The following is a 17119-nucleotide window of genomic DNA, read 5'->3' as shown; positions in this document are numbered from 1 at the left end:
ACACGTCACAGCCCGGTCCGGGTGCGGAGGTCGTCGAAGAAGTGGCGGGTCTCCCCCCAGTAGATGTTCACCTTGTCGTTGCCGAAATACGACTCGAAGTACTCCTGCGCGGCCTCGGGTTCGATCAACTGGCTGTCGGGGCTCAACTGGACGCCGACGTGGAGACCCCTCCTCAGGATCATGCTCCCGCCGAAGCTCTTCACCGCGTGGAACACCACCCGGAAATCCCAGTCGTCGAGACGGAAGCCGACGAACATGAGCGACTTCGCGACGAGTGATTCCTGAACCACCGTGGGGATGTCCCTTCGCTGGGTCAGCCAGGCAGCCATCCAGTCGAAGTAGTCGTCCTCGGTGAGCACCATCGAGCTCGGTCGCTCGAGGCGGCCGAACAGGTGGTACACCAGCGGACGCGCCACCGACGGCCTTTCGAGATTCTCGAGCATCTCGACGTCGGGCCTCTCGTTCCAGGGGAACGTCATGGTGACCGGTTCGCGCGGCGGATCCTGGTCCCGCAACGCGGCCTGCAGCAGATCCGTCACCGCCGTGGTCACGTAGACATCGACGGGCAACGCAGCCGCCACGCTGTACGGGTCGCCGGGGTCGATCCTTCGAACGCGGCGGCCGACCTCGGTGATGGCTTCCTCGGGTCGCTGCGGGTCGAGAGGCAGGTCGCGGAAGGGGTCGCCCGGCTCAGCGCGCTCGGAACGCCTGCGGATCTCATCGCGCAGGTAGTCGATGAGATGGCCGCGTACCACCATCTCGGACTTGCGGACCGTCAGGTACTGGGCCACCTGTGCGAGGTCGTCCTGATTGTGGGCCGCCAGGGGCAGTTGCCAGCGCTTCACCCATCGTCGCGCGATGTCCTGACGGGACCCGAGGATCGAGTCGGCCAGTCCGGGGCCGAGCACCGGCAGGACGCGCCCCCCGCGCAGCTGCGCCGTGAAATCCTCCCATGTCGCGTCAGTCCGCTCGGTGAACTCGGGCCTGTAGTAGGTGCGGCCGGAGCGCAGCCGGGAGAACAGCACGGGGACCCACCAGTCCTCGCGTTCACGGACCGCTCGCCTCGCGGTCGCCATCGCCCTGTCGACGACCCCGTCCTCGGCCAGCGCCTGGAAGAAGGCCTGCGTGAATGCTCCCGCAGTCGTCATCGACACGTTGCCCTGCATCGCCACCACGGCGGAGACACCTGCTCCGGCGAGGCGCGGACCGAGTGCCGAGAGATCTCCTTCGTCGACGCTCCACTGCTCGCCTGCCCCCGATGCCGACTGACACGAGCACAGCATGACCAGCGTCGGCCGTTTGGGCAGTCCGGTCAGGCGCTCGACGAGCGTGCGTCCGTCGACGCGATCGCCCGTGCCGTCCGGTTTCTCGAGATACAGCACAGGGACGTCGTGCATGAGGGCCCCGTGGCAGACGAGGTACAGCACGTCCACGCCGACCTCGAGTCCTGCGAGGAGTCCGGCCATGGTCGCGTCGCCGTCGGTCAGTACCTCGACGTCCCGGAACGCGGTGAGTGCGCGCCGGGCACGCGCCAGTTCCTCGTCGACCCGCACCGGGGCGAGCGTGCGCTCATTCGGATGGTACGTCTCGATGTCGCTCGGGCTCGCGATCACCACGAGGGCACGCAGATCGTGCTCGGGGACCGCAGGGATCGGCCTCCAGTCCGGGCTCGTCAAGTACCGCGAGAGGAGCAGGCCGGATCGGGTGGCGATCGGATCGGGCGAGCGCAGGTCGCGGAGGGACTCCCATCGCAGCGCGTGGAACTGCGGTGGGGCGTTGATGCGCAGTCGCAGATGGAGGTCGAGCTCGTTGCCCTCCGTCGCCGCGATCGCCTCGTGCAGGAAGGGCTGAATATCGTCGCGGCCGAGGACCATTTCGCTGAGCGCCGTGCCGTACGCCTCCTCGTCATGTCCGAGGCTTCTCAGTCGCCTGAAGTCGATCGCGACCGGCGGGACCCGCGGGAGGATCCGGTCGACGTTCTCTCGCGGGTTCTGGAATCGAATGCCGACCTCGAGTTCGCCCACGTCGAGAGGGTCTGCGTCGAGGACCGCCGGCGTCGTGACTTCCACCGTGCCTGCGGCGTCGCCGTGCCGGATCCAGGTCAGGCCCAACTCGAGATCGGCGTCACCGGGCATCGTGGCGACCCCCCGGGTCACGAAGGAATCGGATCTGGGACACGTCCGTGAGGTTCGGCGCGATTCCCTCCAACTCCTCGAAGGGATCCAGGTCCGCGAGCCGTCCGAAGGAGAGCCCGGCTCGCTGCTCGATCGACGCGATCGAGCGCTGCGCCGTTTGGTGCGCGCCGAAGACGAACTCCTCCTCGCGGAGGAAGTCGCGTTGGGACATCGTGTAGCCGGTTGCGCACAACTCGCCGGTCTCGTCATGGATGAAGGCGATGACCTTCCAGAATTCGACGGGGATCCGGACCCCGAATCTCGTCGGATCGTCGTCTTCGAGGAAGGGGCCGGTGAACACCGAGATCTTCATCTCATCACGTCGCGCGTTCTGCAGTGCGTAGTCCTCGAGGTCGAGCCAGATCCCGGCGTTGAACGGCTGCATCTGCGGTACGGCGTTGGTGACGTGCATCGAATCGGCATTGCCGAGTGCCGCGGCCGTGTCCGTGCCCCAGACGGGATCCTCGCGACGAGTCATGTGACCCCGAGAGAACCTGGGTGGATCGCCGTAGCACTCGGCCTTGATCTGGGCTCCTGCCGGTATCCGGGGATCGGTCCGCCAACCGACTCGGGCGAACCTCTTGGGACGGTCGCCGTCGATGTTGACGGCACTGAATCGGCACAGCCGCCGCCCGGCGCTCATCAGCACCGAGAAGTGCTCGTACTTCAGCACGCGCTCGTCGCGGTCGTCGAATCGGAATGTCAGGACGTCGTCCACTCCGCGCGTGATGACCGGCAGTGGGATCGGATCGTCGCCCAGGAAGCCTTCCGCATATCCCGACCTGTCGACGTAGTCTTCGGCGACGGCCTCGACGAAGACCTCGCCCTCGCCCTCGCCCTCGCCGACAGCCAGGCCACCTGCCTGGATCGCAGCATGGACGCTGCGCTCGCCGGCCGGCTGCAGGTCGCCGACGTGCACCGTGATGGACAACGGCAGCTGGTACGACACCGTCGCCGTGGGCCCGGCCGTGCTCGGCGACTGCGCCGACACGGGAGAGGCTCCCTCGCCCGAAGGCGAGGATCCAGGGCGACCCGCGCGTCCCCGTCGCACGTCGTCGAGCCGCCGGGCCAGGACGCTGCCGGAGACCGCGAAGTTGGCTTCGAGGAACCTGCCGGCGTAATGCAGCCCGACCGCTTCGCCGGTGGCCAGCGACAAGACGACCGACCCGGAGTTCCCTCCGAGCGTCGAGCAATCGTGACGGATGGAGTCGCCCGAGGGCTCCAGCAGCTGGCCCGGCGCCAGCCGTTTCTTGTCGTACACGTTCCCGAAGATCCGGTCCATCAGCCCGACATCCGGGATCCGGCTGTCGCGGGCCGGATAGCCGATCACGGCCACGAAGTCATCGGGCTGCGATGCTCCCGCAATCGGGATCGGGGTCGCGGCCGTGCCACCCGCGATCTGGTCGACGCGCAGGAACGCGATATCGGGGCCGCCCGAATCCTCGATATGCACGACCTGGCGGACTTCGAACGTCAGGCTCTCCTCGCGTTCGACCTCCTCGAGGAAGTCGATCGAGGCGTGCATCGCGCGACCGTCGAGTCCCTCTCGGAAGATGAACGTGGTTCCGCGCTCGCGGGCGAATTCGGCAGCCACGTGCCTGTTCGTCACGATGGTCTCGGGTGCGACCAGCCAGCCCGTGCCGACCCAGTCGAGGCTGTGGCCCACGACCTCGATCCTGCCCACCGCCCGGGCGGCACGGACCACGTGCCGGCGTGCGTCCGCGAGCCGATCCTGCCAGACCGCGCTGTCGGGATCTTCGAGCGTCAGTTGCGCCTCGTCCCGCTTGATCGCCAGCACCGGACGCCCCGTGCGCAGGACGATCGTCTCGAGCTGGAATTCGTCGACCTGCATCTCGAGCGCCGGTCCCTCGGCGACCCCACCGTGAGCCAGCTCCTCGTCGAGGTCCGAGTCGCGACTCCGCATCGCAGCATTCTGCGCCCTCAGCCGAGACAACGCGTCCATCGATTCCTCCTGTCGCCCTGCACGCCGAGCGTTCCGAGATCCTCACCGTTCCCGATTGCTACGCCGCCGGTGTCACCGCCGCGTCACCGGCAATGGCTCGAAGGTGGGCCGAGTCCTCGAAAATGAGGACTACTCAATCGGCTTCGCACGGGAGTACCAAGAAGTACGCCGTGCGCGCGGGAAGGGGGGCTGCAGGCCAGGATGGCGATTCCCGCCCTCGCCGACCCGCTCATGAGGATCCGTACGAAGACCGGGGAACGGGCGCGCGACCTCATCCGTGGCAGCCGCCCAATGTCCGTCCGTGCACGGTCCTGAGGAATGGAGGCTCGACATGTCGGGCAGGAGCGGCGTCCAGGAGCAGCAGTGGCTCGAGTCGGTGCTGCCGTCGCAGCAGCAACTCGATGACGTGTTGGGCAACGACCCGGCCGCAGCATTGCTCGGACTCGCACGGAGCCGCGCACCGATCGAGACCGGCTTCGTCGGCGATCCGGGCGACGACCCGGAGCTCAGGAACGAGTTCGCCGAGGCGCAGGCCGCCGCCGCGGCCCTGAAGAAGGATGCGAACGCCATGCTCTCGGCCGAGCAGATCCAGGCACTCCACGCGTTCGTGCACCTGCTCGCCCGACCGGCGCTCCGCGTCGTCGACGACGCCGTTCCGGCGATCCCCCAGTCGTGGGAGCGGCTCAGGACGGCACATGAGTCGGTGATTCGGAGGATCCGCGGCGTGGGACGGATCGACACGAGCGAACGCGTGCATGTCGGCACGGGGTGGTTCGTCGCCGAGGATCTCGTCCTCACCAACCGGCACGTCGCCGGGGCACTGTGCGGCCTCGACCCGCACCACGACCCGGCATGGCTCGACAAGCTCCCCACGGCGGTGGCCACGACCAACGCGCGGTGGGACGACGACCCATCGCGGCGCGCGGTCTGGGATCCAGCGGAGATGCCGAGCGCCGCGAGTGCCGCGATCGGCAGAGTCACGAAGATCCGCGCCTTCCATCCACTCCTCGACATGGCATTGCTCGACGTCACGGGCGTGGAGAACAGCACGGACCTGGTCCTGCGCATGCACGCCGTGCCGCCGGCCGCGGTCGCGCGACACGATGTCTACCTCGCCGGCTACCCTGGCGTCACCCCGCCGCACGGGGTGTCCCTGCAGGTCGCGAAACTGCTCTTCCGCGACGCGACGTCGAGCGGCCTCAAGCGCGTCTCGCCCGGACAGCTCGTCGGGCTCGTGGACGACCTCCCGATCGCGGCGGGCAGACCACGAGAGAGCCACGACGGCTCGACGCTCGGCGGCAGCTCGGGCTCGCCGGTGATCGACTTCGACAACCACCGCGTCGTCGCGCTGCACTATGCGGGTCGGTACGGCGTCGCGAACTACTCCGTGCCACTCTGGCTCGTGAAGGACGAACCCTTCTTCTCCGAGCACGGGATCGGGTTCGCATCATGAGCGATCGAGCCCTGGTCATCGGTCTCGACGCCTACGTCAACGAGGCGTGGGAGCTTCGGGCAGCGGTGCGCGACGCCGTCGCATTCGCGAAATGGGTGACGGCGCCCGGCGCGGATCGGGCCACCGAGGAGACCCTGACGCTGCTGCTCTCCCCCCACGAGGATCGCCCGGTCGACGACATGGAGTTCCAGCCGGCGACCGAGAAAGCCATCCGGGACGCGCTCTACGATCACCAGACGAGTGGCGCAGGTGCCGATCGGCTCTGGTTCTTCTACGCCGGCCACGGCCTTGCTCCGGGCGGCGGCGGGCCGGATGAGGCACCAATCATCGTGCCGGCGGACGTACAGGACCTCGACCGCTACCGGGGCTCGAACCCGATCGAACTCGGCTCGTGGATGCGCAAGATGCTCGTCAGCCCGCCGCGGGATCAGTTGTTCTTCGTCGACGCCTGCCGGGGCATCGTCGGCGACGACGATCGCGTCACTGCGATGACCACGCTCTTCTTCGACCTGTCGAAGTCTCCGGCCGAAGCCCAGGCGCGACAGGCGGTCCTGTTCGCAACCACCGCGGGCCAGCTTGCGAACGAACAGGGCCTTCACGGCCTGTTCGGCCGCGCACTGATGGAGGGACTGCAGGGCAGAGGGCCCGCGCTCGAGCCCGACTCCGACACGGAAGAGTTCTTCCTCACGTTCGGCGCGCTCGCCGACTACACGAAGGGCCAGATCCAACTGCAGTCGGAGGAAGCGCGCCGCGAGGGCAGGACCCTGCCGACACAGGAGCCGGCCGAGAGTCTGTTCCGCATGCCGAGCTCACTCGAGCTCGCGCGATTCAAGCACAAGCCATCTGCGCGGGTCCGGGTCTTCGTCGAGCCCGAGGATGCCACCGCGGTCGGCACCGCCGGTATCCGCGCCTACAACGACTGGAAGAAGGAGTGGGAGCGTCAGGCGGAGAAGCCACCGCCGCTGGGAGTACCGATCGAGTGGGAGCTGTCGCTGGATTTCCACAAGATCGAGATCGAGGCACTCGGATTCGAGAACTGGGCGAGGAAGGTCCAGGTCATCGGGCCGATGGAGCTCCACGCAGACCTCACCCCCAAGCCGAGCGTCGAGTTCGGTGGCGTGATCGGCCGCGGCGACGACGTCGGACTCGAGGGGTTGGGCGTACCCCCGGGCGGAGAAGATGTCTCCTTCTCGCCTTCTTTCTCCCCCGACGGCGCGGAACTCGCGGCTGGCAGGCTCGGCAAGCTGTTGGTCGACGCGCGCGACCGCTACGCACGGATCGAAGTACTCGACGCGGAAGGCAAGCGGGTCGCGTCAGCGTGGGGATGGCTCGACAGAGAGCTGCCGGTCGGCTCCTACCGCGTGGAGATCGCGCTGCCGACCGAGCGGCCTCGTGTCCAGTCGGTACTCGTGACGGCCGACGAGCCAGAGGTGATCTTCGTTCGCCCCGACTCCCAGCTCACACGGAGGCTGCCGGCCGGTACCGGCATGCTCCAGCCGCACGACGGCATGTCCGTGCCCTCCGAGGCGTTCGGGATCGTCACGACCACACATCTTGGCTCGTTGCTCGCGTGGGCGGCGTCAGCGGCGCAGTACGAATCCGACGGACATGGTCAGAAGCTCCGCGAACTGGGCGTCGACCGCGTGCCTGCCGCCCCCGATGAGTGCTTCGTGCGTGTGCTCGTCGGCGATGCGCTGGCGCTTGAGGCGAACCCGCTCGGGGGGCCGATGGAGCAGTTGCTCGTTCGGATGAACGAGCAGACGGCGGTGTGGACGTCGTTGCCTGCGCTCGCAGGTTCAGCAGTGCAGTGGCACGCGCCCGTGACTCAGGACACCAGCCTCACGTTGCAGACACGGGAACTCAACCCGCGACGCCTTCCACTGCCCTTCATCGCCGGCCACGTGTGGACGATCGTCATCGCGCGCGAATCGGCGCAGCAGACCGAGATCCACCGGTACCTTCAGCCCGTCGAACCCCGGCAACCGTTCGACGACACGATCCGCCTCGTCGAACAGAACTGGCGCGCCCTCGAGGCCCGCACCGCGCTGTACGAAGACGAGGCTGCGCAATTGCTCGCACGCGACCTGGACCCGCTCGCCCTCGCCGTGCTCGGGTACCGACTCGCACTCGACGGCCCGGGCCCGGAACTCGAGGACGTCGTCAAGCGACTCGAGAGCGCGAGGCTCGCCGATGCACAGGTTCTCGCCGCACTCGTCGGAGACCGCGACGAGAACATGAAGCACGCGGCGAACAATCCCGCCGTGCCGATCGTCGGCGAGGGGTACCGGATGTTGAAGGCGTGGGTCACCGATCAACTCGCAACGGAGAGCATGCCGCCCCCGATCGCGCCCGAGCCCTTCACCGGCGAACTCTGGACGGCGTTCGACACTCGCGGACAAGCGGTGATATCGAAGGCGTTCAGCGTGCAGCACGCGCCCGCGTGGGCAGCGCCGCTGCACGCTGCCGCGGACGCGACGGCGCGAATCGAGCCGGGCCCGGGCAGCCCGAATCCCTTCATCGGCACCGGCTTTCTGATCGGCCCTCGCGCGGTCGCGACGACGGACTTCATCGCGAGGGAGCAACCGATGGCCGCCTTCTTCGACGACCAGCACGTCGTCATCGAGGAGATCGTGGGAGCGACGGACGACGACCGCCACGCCGCTCTGGTACGGACCGCTCCAGGGGGCCCGGCGCCATTGCGGATTCGGTGGGCGACGCCTGAGGTCGGAACGCGGATCGCGGTGATCGGGTACCCGAGGATCACCTTCGTTCCCACACTCGAAACGCTGGCGGCCTTCGAGACGATTCCGATGGGCGAGAAGACGATCATGCCGGGGGTGATCACCGTGGTCGAGGAGGCGCAGCTGACCTATGAGTGCTGGACGATGGCAGGCGCGGCGGGCGGGCCGATCATCGACCTCGAAACGGGCGAGGTCATCGGCATCCACCACAGCGGCAGGTACGAGGGCGCGGGAAGGAAGCTCGGCTTCGGTGTGCCGGTGACTGCCATCAAGGACCTGTTGAGCACGCCGATCTGAGCGTGGTCTCGGCGAGACGCAACCGATCGATCCAGAGGCTGCGCACGTCGAATCACAGCTGATCAGTACTTCGGTGAGCGGAGACGGCGGGATTTGAACCCGCGGTCCCCTTACGGGGACTCCACCTTAGCAGGGTGGTGCACTCGACCGGACTATGCGACGTCTCCTCGCGGACACCCGAAGGCGAACGCGACTGCAATCATAACCGGCATCCGGTCGAAAGACGATTCGAGCGAGCGGATGCCGCGCGCGGCGCGCCGCGCGGACGCCGACCCGCGCCGGCCGAGCGCCGCAACGCGAGCCCGAGCGCCTACTGGTCGGCGAGCGATCGTCCGGCCGAGCAGCGCGTCTCGGCGGCGGTCTGGCCGCTGACATCGCTCGGGAGCGCCTGTTGCGTGGGCGCGGGCGCCTCGGTCGCAGGGGTCTCGGTCGTGGGCGTCTCCTCGGCCGGAACCTCCTCGACGGGCGCCGCCGGGTCGGCGGGCGCGGCGTTCGGGTCGGCCGCCGAGGCGAACGACGAGTCCTGCTGCGCGGCGGCGTCGAACACGACCGGCGTGTCGTTCTGGAGCGCGAGGTCGACGACCTCGGCCGAGTCGGTGGGCATGACCGCGGCATACCCGTCGACGTAGCCCGTCGGGTACTGGATGAACGCGATCTGGGTCAGGTCGATGTCCTTCAGCGCCTTCGCGATCGAGACCATGCGGACGGGGTCGGTGAGGCTGTCGGAGAGCTGCATGTTGGCCAGCGCGGCCTTGGCGATGCCGTAGAGCTTGACCGGGTCGGAGTAGGTGCCCTCGCTCTGCAGCTTGCGGGCGAGCGAGCTGAGGAAGACCTGCTGGTTCGAGATGCGGCCGAGGTCCGAGCCGTCGCCCACGCCGTGGCGCGTGCGGAGGAACTGCAGGGCGGCCATGCCCGAGAGCGAATGGGTGCCGGCGGTGAGGAAGGTGCCGGTGTACTCGTCCTCGATCGGCTCGGCGACGCAGACCTCGACGCCGCCGACGGCCTCGGAGAGCCCGGCCACGCCCATGAACTGGACGATGCCCGCGAAGGGGATCGTCACGCCGGTGAGCTCCTCGATGGTCTTCACGACGCACGGCATGCCGCCGTGCGAGAGCACCGAGTTGATCTTGACGTCGTACAGCTCGTACAGCTGCTCGCCCGGGTTCTCGGGGTCGTCGCACGCGGGCACGTCGACGAGCATGTCGCGCGGGAAGCTGATGACCGACGCGTGCGAGTGGTCCTCGGCGATGTGCATGAGCATCGTCACGTCGTTGAGGACGGCGGTCTCCTCGTCGGGGTCGCCGAATCCGTCGCCCTGCCCCTGGCGGCTGTCGCTGCCGACGATGAGCATGTTGACGCCGCCCTCGATCGCGCCGACGTCGGGCACGCCGGCGAGCACCTCCTCGTTGCCGAGGGTGACGCTCGGCTTCGCCGTGGCGGCGAGGTCGAGCGCGGCGTAGGCGGCGACCGCAGTACCGGAGACGAGCACGACCGCGACCACGGACGCGACGGCCTTCAGCACCGTCGACCAGATGCCGTGCCGGCGCAGTCTCCCGTGACGGGCGAGCGCAAGCGTGTCTTCAGAACGCGCGGGAGGTTGCGTCGATCGGCTCACTCAGGCGGCTCCTCTCTCGTCGTCGTTCGCCTTCGGGTGCGGAGGGCGTGGGATTCGAACCCACGAGGCATTGCTGCCCACTGGTTTTCAAGACCAGCTCCATCGGCCGCTCGGACAGCCCTCCTCGCCCGGCACGCGGGCGCTCCGCGGGTGTCCGCGGCGCGTCATCGGGCTGGGCAGGCCCCGATTCTAGCCGAAGCACATTCCATCCAGACTTCCACGCGCAGCCTGAAAAGGTCCTGTAACGGATGGCGCGACGCGCGCCCGAGGGCTCCTCAGCCCCAGATCAGCCCCAGTTCGCCGACGCGCAGCGCACGTCCTCCGCGGTCTGCCCCGTGACATCGCCGGGCAGCGCCTCGGCGGTCGGCGTGGGGGCGGCGGTGGCGGATGGCGCGGGGGTGGCGCCGTCAGTGGGCGGCGCAGCGGCATCCGTCGCCGCCGGCGCCTCGACCGGCGCCTCGGCCGCGCCCGCGTTCGGGTCGACGGTGCCGAACGAGGCGTTGCCCGTCGCCGCCGGGTCGAAGCCGACCGGCACGTCGCGTTGCAGCGCCGACGCGAGCACCGCCGCCGAGCCGGAGGGCACCACCGCGCTCATGTCGTCGGTGTACACGGTCGGGAACTGGACGAACGCGATCTTCTCCAGGTCGATGGCCTGCATCGCCCGTGCGACGGTCACGAGGCGCGTCGGATCCTGCAGCGCCTGCGAGAGCGTCATGTTCGCCAGGACCGCCTTCGCGATCGAGTACAGGCGGACCGGGTCGGCGAGCGTGCCGCTCGCCTGGAGCTTCCGGGCGAGCGAGGCGAGGAAGGCCTGCTGGCTCGAGATGCGGCCGAGATCGCTGCCGTCGCCGACGCCGTGCCTGGTGCGGAGGTACGCGAGCGCCTGATAGCCCGACAGCGAATGCGTGCCGGCCTCGAGCTGCAGGCCCGTCCAGGAGTCGTCGATGGGGTCGACGAGGCAGACCTCGACGCCGCCGACCGCCTCGGAGAGCGCGGCGACGCCGTCGAACTCCACGATGCCGCCGACCGGGATCGTGATGCCGAGCAGCGCCTCGACCGTGGCCGCGACGCAGTTGAGGCCGCCGTCGTTGAGGATCGAGTTGATCTTCACGCCGTACCGCGCCGAGTAGCCCGGCCCGGACGGGTTCTCGGGGTCCGGGCACTCCGGCACGTCGACGAGCATGTCGCGCGGGAAGCTCACGACCTCGACGTGCGAGTGGTCCTGCGAGATGTGCAGGAGCATCGTGACGTCGTTCAGCACGCCCGATTCGATCTCGGGATCGCCGAACGCGCCGCTCTGCGGCCGCTTGTCGCTGCCGACGAGCAGGAAGTTCAGCCCGCCCTCCATTGCGCCGATGTCGGGCACGTCCTCGAGGATCTCCTCGCGCTCGATCACGACCGCGGGCTTGATCTCGCGGACGACGTCGACCACGGCGAACGCCCCGATCGCGGTGGCGCTCACGGCGACGACGGCGACCGTCGCACCGACGACCTTCGCGACCGTGCGTCCCGTGCGGTGCCGTGCGAGGCGACCGTGGCGCGCGGGCGGCAGGGTCGCCTCGGTGAGCACCGGCGCGGGGATCGCGCCGGTGGACGGCGCCGGCGGCACGAGCCGCAGCGGCTCAGACAGCGGACCCTCGGTCGAGGCATGCAGGTCGGCGGCGCCGACCCCCTCGGGCGCACGGTCCTCCGACGCGCCCTCGCCGACCGGCGGCGCGTCGCCCCTCGACCCGGAATCCGACTCGCTCACGCTCTCCCCCGCGCCGATCCTACTCGCGGAAGCCCAGATCAGCCCCGAAGTGCGGCAACCTCCGGCGCGGCGACGCTCAGGGCAGCGAGTCGAGCACGGCGGCGAGCCCGGCCTCGTGGATCGTGCCGGTGCGCTCGGCCGCCGCGGCGATCACCTCGCCCGGCGCCTGCCCCATCGCGATGGCGCGGCCCGCGGCCTTGGCCCAGTGGAACATCTCGATGTCGTTGCGCCCGTCGCCGACGGCGATCACGCGGTTCAGCGGCACGTCCATCCAGCCGCGCACGCGCTCGAGCGCGGTCGCCTTGTTCACGCCATCGGGCGCGATGTCGAGCCACGCCGTCCAGCCGATCGCGTAGCTGACGTGGTGCAGGCCCATCCGCTCGACGATGGAGAAGAACTCGTCGAGGTCGTGGTCGACCGACGTCGCGACGACGCGCGTCGCCTCCTGCCCGAGGAGCTCGTCGAACTCGACCTGGCGGGCGCGCTCGAGGTTCCAGTCGGTCATGCCCTCGGTGAACAGGCGGTAGCCGTCGCCGAGCTCGACGAGGAAGCGGCCCTCGGGCAGCACCTCGCGGATCCGCTCGAGCACGGCGGTGGGGTCGAACGTCTCGACGTGCGCGCGCACCCAGCCCTCGGGCGACTCGGGGTCGCGGCGCATGGTGATCGCGCCGTTCGCGGTGACCACGTAGTCGGGCTCCAGCTCGAGGTGCTCGAGCACCGGCCTGGTCGTCGACCATGACCGACCGGTGGCGAGGGTCACCAGGTGGCCGCGCGCGACGGCCGAGGCGACGGCGTCGGCCACGCGCGGGTCGATGGTCTCGTCCTCGTGCATGATCGTGCCGTCGACGTCGAGCGCGACGAACCAGCGCTCGCTCATCGGGTCACGGGGCGGAGCACCTCGAGGCCGCCGAGGTAGCCGCGCAGCCCCTCGGGCACGACGACCGACCCGTCCTCCTGCTGGTGCGTCTCGAGGATCGCGACGATCCACCGAGTAGTGGCGAGCGTGCCGTTGAGCGTCGCGACGGGCGCCGTCTTCCCGCTCTCGGTGCGGTGGCGGATGTCGAGGCGGCGCGCTTGGAACGTCGTGCAGTTCGACGTGGAGGTGAGCTCGCGGTACGCCTGCTGCGTCGGCACCCACGCCTCGACGTCGTACTTGCGCGCGGCGCTCGAACCGAGGTCGCCGGCGGCGACGTCGATCACGCGGTACGCGAGGCCGAGCGCCTGCAGCATCTCCTCCTGCCAGGCGAGCAGCCGCTCGTGCTCGACCTCGGCGTCGGCCGGGTCGACGTACGAGAACATCTCGAGCTTGTCGAACTGATGCACGCGGATGATGCCGCGCGTGTCCTTGCCGTGGCTGCCCGCCTCGCGGCGGTAGCAGGTGGACCAGCCCGCGTACCGGATGGGGCCGTTCGACAGGTCGAGGATCTCGTCGGAGTGGTACCCGGCGAGCGCGACCTCGCTCGTGCCGGTGAGGTAGAGGTCGTCGGCCGGCAAGTGGTAGACCTCCTCGGCATGCGCGCCGAGGAACCCGGTGCCCTGCATGATCTCGGGCCGCACGAGGGTGGGCGTGATGAGCGGCGTGAAGCCGTTCGCGATGGCCTTGTCGAGGCCCATGTTCATGAGGCCGAGCTGCAGGCGCGCGCCGACTCCCTTGAGGAAGTGGAAACGGGCACCGGAGACCTTCGCGCCGCGGGCCATGTCGATGCCGTCGAGCAGTTCGCCGATCTCGAGGTGGTCGCGCGGCTCGAAGCCGAACGCGGGGATCTCGCCGACCTCGCGGAGGATGTCGAAGTCCTCCTCGCCGCCGGCCGGCACGCCCTCGATGACGACGTTGCCGATGCGCTGCACGGCCGCGGTGAACGCCTCCTCGGCGGTCGTGGCCTCCGCGTTGGCCTGCTTGACCTTCGCCGCGAGCTCCTGCGCCTGCGCGACGAGCCCGGCCTTCTCGTCCTTCGGGGCCTTCGCGACCTGCTTGCCGAACGCGTTCTGCTCGGCGCGGAGCATCTCGAACGCGGCGATCGCGGCGCGACGCGCGGCATCCGCGGCGACGGCGTCGTCGACGAACGCGGACGACTCGCCGCGCGCCTCCTGCGAGCGCTTGACCAGGTCGGGGTTCTCGCGGAGCAGCACGGGGTCGATCACCCGTGCAAGTGTAGTCGCGGCATCCGGCGGCGCCTTCGGCCTCTGCCCGGCGCGGCCCATGCACCGCAACCCGGGATGTTCGCAGCCCGCCATGCCCTAGATTCGACGCATGGATGGTGGGGGCAGCGAAGAGCGAACGGATGCCGCGGGCGGAACCAAGCGCGCGGCGGTGATCTTCAATCCGGTGAAGCAGGGCGTCGATGCGCTGCGCACCGCCGTCTCCGAGGTCGAGTCGCAGCACGGCTTCGGCCCCACGCTCTGGATCGAGACCACCGAAGAGGATCCCGGCACCGGCCAGGCCCGGAAGGCGGTCGAGGAGGGCGTCGACCTCGTCATCGCCGCGGGCGGCGACGGCACCGTCCGCGCGGTCGCCGAGGGGCTCGAGGACGAGGAGATCCCCGTCGGGCTGATCCCGCTCGGCACGGGCAACCTCTTCGCCCGCAACCTCGACATCCCGGTCAACGACATCCCCGCCGCCGTCGCACTCGCGTTCACGGGCGCCGACCGCGCGGTCGACGTCGTGCGCGCCCGCGTACGCCGGCCCGACGGCTCGACCGAGACCGAGGTCTCGCTCGTGATGAGCGGCATCGGCTTCGACGCTGCGATGATCGCCAACACCGATCCCGACCTGAAGAAGCGCGTCGGCTGGCTCGCCTATGTCGACGCGGGCCTCCGCGCCATCCCGAACTCGGCGCCGTTCCGTGTCGCGCACCGCATGGACGACGGCCGCACGCACCGCTCCCGCGTGGCGAGCGTGCTCATCGCGAACCTCGGCTACCTGCCCGGCAACATCGAGCTCATCCCCGACGCGTCGATCGACGACGGCCGCCTCGACGTGGTTCGCCTCCAGCCGAAGAACTTCTGGGGCTGGCTCATGGTCTGGCGCAAGGTCGCGTGGGAGAACCGGGTGCTGCGCAAGTCCGCACTCGGGCGGCAGCTCATCGACCTGACCGGCGGCAACCGGCGGCGCGAGGTCGTCTACTCGAGCGGCCGTTCCATCGACGTCGTGATCGACGGCGAGCCCCAGGAGTTCGAGATCGACGGCGAGGAGAAGGGCACGATCACGGCCGCGCGGTTCGTGATCGACCCGAAGGCGCTCACCATCCGGGTCAAGCAGAAGTAGGCGTCGCTGAGGCGCGCCTCGCGCGCACGATCGCGGCGTACCGCGCGCCGATGACGACGGGCAGTCCGATCAGTGCGGCGACGAGCACGGTCGTGGCGGCCGGGCTCAGCAGGTACGGCAGGATGAACATGCGCTGGAGGGCGTCCTGCTGCTCGAGGGTGAGCGTGCCGCTGCTCGCGAGTTCGATCGCCTCGAGGTCCCACGCGGTGAGGCGCCACAGGCCGGCGAGGCCGACGACGGCGAGCCCCAGGAGCACCGCGACCGAGCGGTCGAGCAGGGCGCGGATCACGGTTCGGACCCGTTCCCGGGTGCCGGCGCGGGGAGGCGGTTCGCCCGGCGGAGGCCGTCGACGATCGTGAGCACGACGATGCCGAGCAGGCCCGTCGCGAGCAGGCTCGGCGCGGCGAACTGCGCGAGGGTCTGCAGCACCAGCTCGGGATCGCCCGGTCGACGCCCGAACGGATCGGTCGTGGCGACGAGCGACCACACGAGCCCGGCGCCGATCACCGCCGCCGCCCCCGAGATCGCCCAGGCGATCCCGAGCGCGATCCGCACGATCCGGGCCGCGTCGGCCTCGACTGTCGCGTCGACCGCCGGTCCCGGTGACGGCGGGACGGTCGGTTCGGCCGGCCAGCCGGGGGCCGGCTCCGGCGCGTCGGAAGCGGCCTCGACGTGCGAACCATCGACTCGATCGATGGACGGACGCGGCGCGTCGAGCGCACGTTCGGGCGCGGACGAGGCCGGCGATTCTCCCGGACGAGCCTCGACCGCGTCGCCCTCGGGTGGTTCGTCCGGCGCCGCGCCATCCGCCTCGCCCCCGGCCCAGCCGCGCTGGAACCGCGCGTCGTACCGCGGATCGAACTCCGGCCCCGTCGCCGCCCCCGACATGTCGCTCAGTCCTCTCCGGGTTCCCCGCTCAGGATGCCGCGCAGCCAGTCGCGCGCCTCGATGAAGATCTCGTCGTCGTACTTCGAGTGGTACTCGACCTCGCGGCGGTCCGCGCGGGGGTACGAGCCGAGGAAGATGACCTTGGGGCTGAACCGCCGGAGGCCGAGCAGGGCGTCGGCGACGCGCTCGTCCTCGACGTGCCCATCGAGGTCGATCACGAACCGGTAGCGGCCCATCTCGTCGCCGATGGGGCGCGACTGCAGCAGCGACATGTTCACGCCGCGCGTCGAGAACTGCTCGAGCATGGCCAGCAGCGACCCGGGCTCGTCGTCGGGCAGCTCGACGATGAGGCTCGTCTTGTCGGCGCCCGTGCGCGGCGTGAGGGTGCGCGAACGACTCACGAGCACGAACCGCGTCATGGCGCGCGGGTTGTCGCCGATCTGCTCGGCGAGCACGTCGACGTCGAGGTGGTCGACGATGCCGGGCGGCGCCACCGCGGCATCCGCCAGGCCGCTCTCGAAGAGGGATGCCGCGGCCTGCACGTTGCTCGTCGCCGGCAGGTGGGCGTGGTCGGGCAGGGCGCGCTCGAGCCAGGCACGCGACTGCGCGTACGCGACCGGGTGCGCGTTGACGACGTGCACCTCGTCGAGCCGCGTGCCGGGACGCGCGACGAGCACGAAGTTCACGGGCACGAGGTACTCGCCGACGATCCGCAGGCCGGGGACCGTCGCGAGCGCGTCCTGCGTGGCCGAGACGCCGCCGTCGACCGAGTTCTCGATCGCGATCATCGCGGCGGTCGAGCGACCCGCGACGACGTCGGCGAGCGCCTCACCGACGTTGTTGACGCTGCGCCAGTGCTTGCCGGCCGCCTCGGGCACCTGCTTGAGGGCGGCCTCGGTGAACGTGCCGGCCGGCCCGAGGTACGAGTACGTCTCGTCGGGTCGTGGCGCTGCGGCATCCGTCATGCCGCCAG

General features: G+C 69.8%; 12 protein-coding genes and 2 tRNA genes. 3 read left to right on the top strand and 11 right to left on the bottom strand.

Annotated elements, in window-relative coordinates; all coding sequences use genetic code 11:
- Nucleotides 1-5: 5 nt before the first annotated feature.
- Nucleotides 6-2135 (bottom strand): CHAT domain-containing protein, encoded by a 2130-nt coding sequence (locus AC3RKB_RS07205; RefSeq protein WP_491435416.1) that lies wholly within the window; start codon nt 2133-2135, stop codon nt 6-8.
- The gene (locus tag AC3RKB_RS07200; RefSeq protein ID WP_491435415.1) at nt 2125-4137 is read right to left on the bottom strand and encodes a DNA/RNA non-specific endonuclease; all 2013 of its coding nucleotides are present in this window, start codon (nt 4135-4137) and stop codon (nt 2125-2127) included. The genes AC3RKB_RS07205 and AC3RKB_RS07200 overlap by 11 nt, the downstream gene beginning before the upstream one ends.
- A 331-nt stretch (nt 4138-4468) precedes the next feature.
- On the opposite strand from AC3RKB_RS07200, the gene AC3RKB_RS07195 reads away from it, so the two are divergent.
- Nucleotides 4469-5590, top strand: coding sequence for a trypsin-like serine peptidase (locus AC3RKB_RS07195; RefSeq protein ID WP_491435414.1), 1122 nt, complete (start codon nt 4469-4471; stop codon nt 5588-5590).
- Nucleotides 5587-8628, top strand: coding sequence for a trypsin-like peptidase domain-containing protein (locus AC3RKB_RS07190; RefSeq protein ID WP_491435412.1), 3042 nt, complete (start codon nt 5587-5589; stop codon nt 8626-8628). The genes AC3RKB_RS07195 and AC3RKB_RS07190 overlap by 4 nt, the downstream gene beginning before the upstream one ends.
- Nucleotides 8629-8706: 78 nt before the next feature.
- On the opposite strand, the gene AC3RKB_RS07185 is transcribed toward AC3RKB_RS07190, so the two are convergent.
- The 6 genes from AC3RKB_RS07185 to serS all read right to left on the bottom strand — a co-directional run bounded on the left by AC3RKB_RS07185 (nt 8707) and on the right by serS (nt 14135).
- Nucleotides 8707-8795 (bottom strand) — tRNA-Ser (locus AC3RKB_RS07185).
- Between the two features lie 143 nt (nt 8796-8938).
- Nucleotides 8939-10243, bottom strand: coding sequence for an LCP family protein (locus AC3RKB_RS07180; RefSeq protein WP_491435410.1), 1305 nt, complete (start codon nt 10241-10243; stop codon nt 8939-8941).
- A 39-nt stretch (nt 10244-10282) separates the two neighbouring features.
- Nucleotides 10283-10367, bottom strand: a tRNA-Ser gene (locus tag AC3RKB_RS07175).
- 162 nt (nt 10368-10529) lie between these two features.
- On the bottom strand, nt 10530-11993 hold the full coding sequence (locus AC3RKB_RS07170; RefSeq protein ID WP_491435409.1) for an LCP family protein: 1464 nt from the start codon (nt 11991-11993) through the stop codon (nt 10530-10532).
- A 76-nt stretch (nt 11994-12069) separates the two neighbouring features.
- Complete coding sequence (locus tag AC3RKB_RS07165) at nt 12070-12870, bottom strand: HAD family hydrolase (protein WP_491435407.1); 801 nt, start codon at nt 12868-12870, stop codon at nt 12070-12072.
- Nucleotides 12867-14135 (bottom strand): serine--tRNA ligase, encoded by a 1269-nt coding sequence (gene serS / locus AC3RKB_RS07160; protein ID WP_491435405.1) that lies wholly within the window; start codon nt 14133-14135, stop codon nt 12867-12869. Before serS ends, AC3RKB_RS07165 begins: the two co-directional genes overlap by 4 nt.
- A 109-nt stretch (nt 14136-14244) precedes the next feature.
- Between serS and AC3RKB_RS07155 the strand changes: the two genes are divergently transcribed.
- Entirely contained in the window at nt 14245-15258 is a 1014-nt protein-coding gene (locus AC3RKB_RS07155; protein ID WP_491435403.1) for a diacylglycerol/lipid kinase family protein, read from the top strand.
- Here the strand turns inward: AC3RKB_RS07155 and AC3RKB_RS07150 are convergent.
- From AC3RKB_RS07150 to pheA, 3 genes are read right to left on the bottom strand one after another with little or no spacing between them, the layout of a single operon-like run.
- On the bottom strand, nt 15245-15547 hold the full coding sequence (locus AC3RKB_RS07150) for a hypothetical protein (protein ID WP_491435402.1): 303 nt from the start codon (nt 15545-15547) through the stop codon (nt 15245-15247). The genes AC3RKB_RS07155 and AC3RKB_RS07150 overlap by 14 nt on opposite strands.
- The gene (locus AC3RKB_RS07145; RefSeq protein WP_491435401.1) at nt 15544-16146 is read right to left on the bottom strand and encodes a hypothetical protein; all 603 of its coding nucleotides are present in this window, start codon (nt 16144-16146) and stop codon (nt 15544-15546) included. The genes AC3RKB_RS07150 and AC3RKB_RS07145 overlap by 4 nt, the downstream gene beginning before the upstream one ends.
- A gap of 5 nt (nt 16147-16151) precedes the next feature.
- The gene (gene pheA / locus AC3RKB_RS07140) at nt 16152-17111 is read right to left on the bottom strand and encodes a prephenate dehydratase (RefSeq protein WP_491435400.1); all 960 of its coding nucleotides are present in this window, start codon (nt 17109-17111) and stop codon (nt 16152-16154) included.
- Nucleotides 17112-17119: the final 8 nt, after the last annotated feature.

It is taken from the genome of Agromyces capsici (assembly GCF_058349965.1).
This window is presented reverse-complemented; position numbering and strand designations above follow the sequence as displayed.